At 67.9% G+C, this 480-nt stretch carries 1 pseudogene; it reads right to left on the bottom strand.

Annotation, left to right across the window (positions count from 1 at the left end):
* Positions 1-480, bottom strand: a pseudogene (locus P3H15_RS56040) (glucose-6-phosphate isomerase); the annotation flags it as partial.

A 480-nucleotide genomic window follows, 5' to 3' on the forward strand; every position in this document is an offset into this window, starting at 1 on the left:
GGTCGATGTTCGACACGAACCGCACATCGGGGCCGTCCGCGTAGTGCCGCAACGCTCGGCACACCATCGCCGGCCCCAGGTCCGAACCCCCGATGCCGATGTTCACTACGGTGTCGATGCGTTTGCCGGTCGCGCCGCGCCACTCCCCGGACCGCACCCGGTCGGTGAACTCGCCCATCCGACGGAGCACCGCGTGCACCTCCGCGATCACGTTCTGCCCGTCCACGATCAGCTCACCCTCGGGCGGCATCCGCAACGCAGTGTGCAGCACCGCGCGGTCTTCGGAGGTATTGATGTGTGCACCCGCGAACATCGCGTCCCGGCGTTCCTCCACACCCGCCGCCCGGGCCAGATCCAGGAGGAGCCCGAGGGTTTCGCGGGTGACGCGGTGCTTGCTGTAGTCGATGTAGAGATCAGCGGCGGTAAGGGCAAGGTCGGTGCCGCGGTTCGGGTCGGTGTCGAACAATTCCCGCAGGTGCG

Source organism: Rhodococcus sp. T2V, assembly GCF_029269925.1.
In the GTDB taxonomy this organism is placed as follows: Bacteria; Actinomycetota; Actinomycetes; order Mycobacteriales; family Mycobacteriaceae; genus Rhodococcus_F; species Rhodococcus_F koreensis.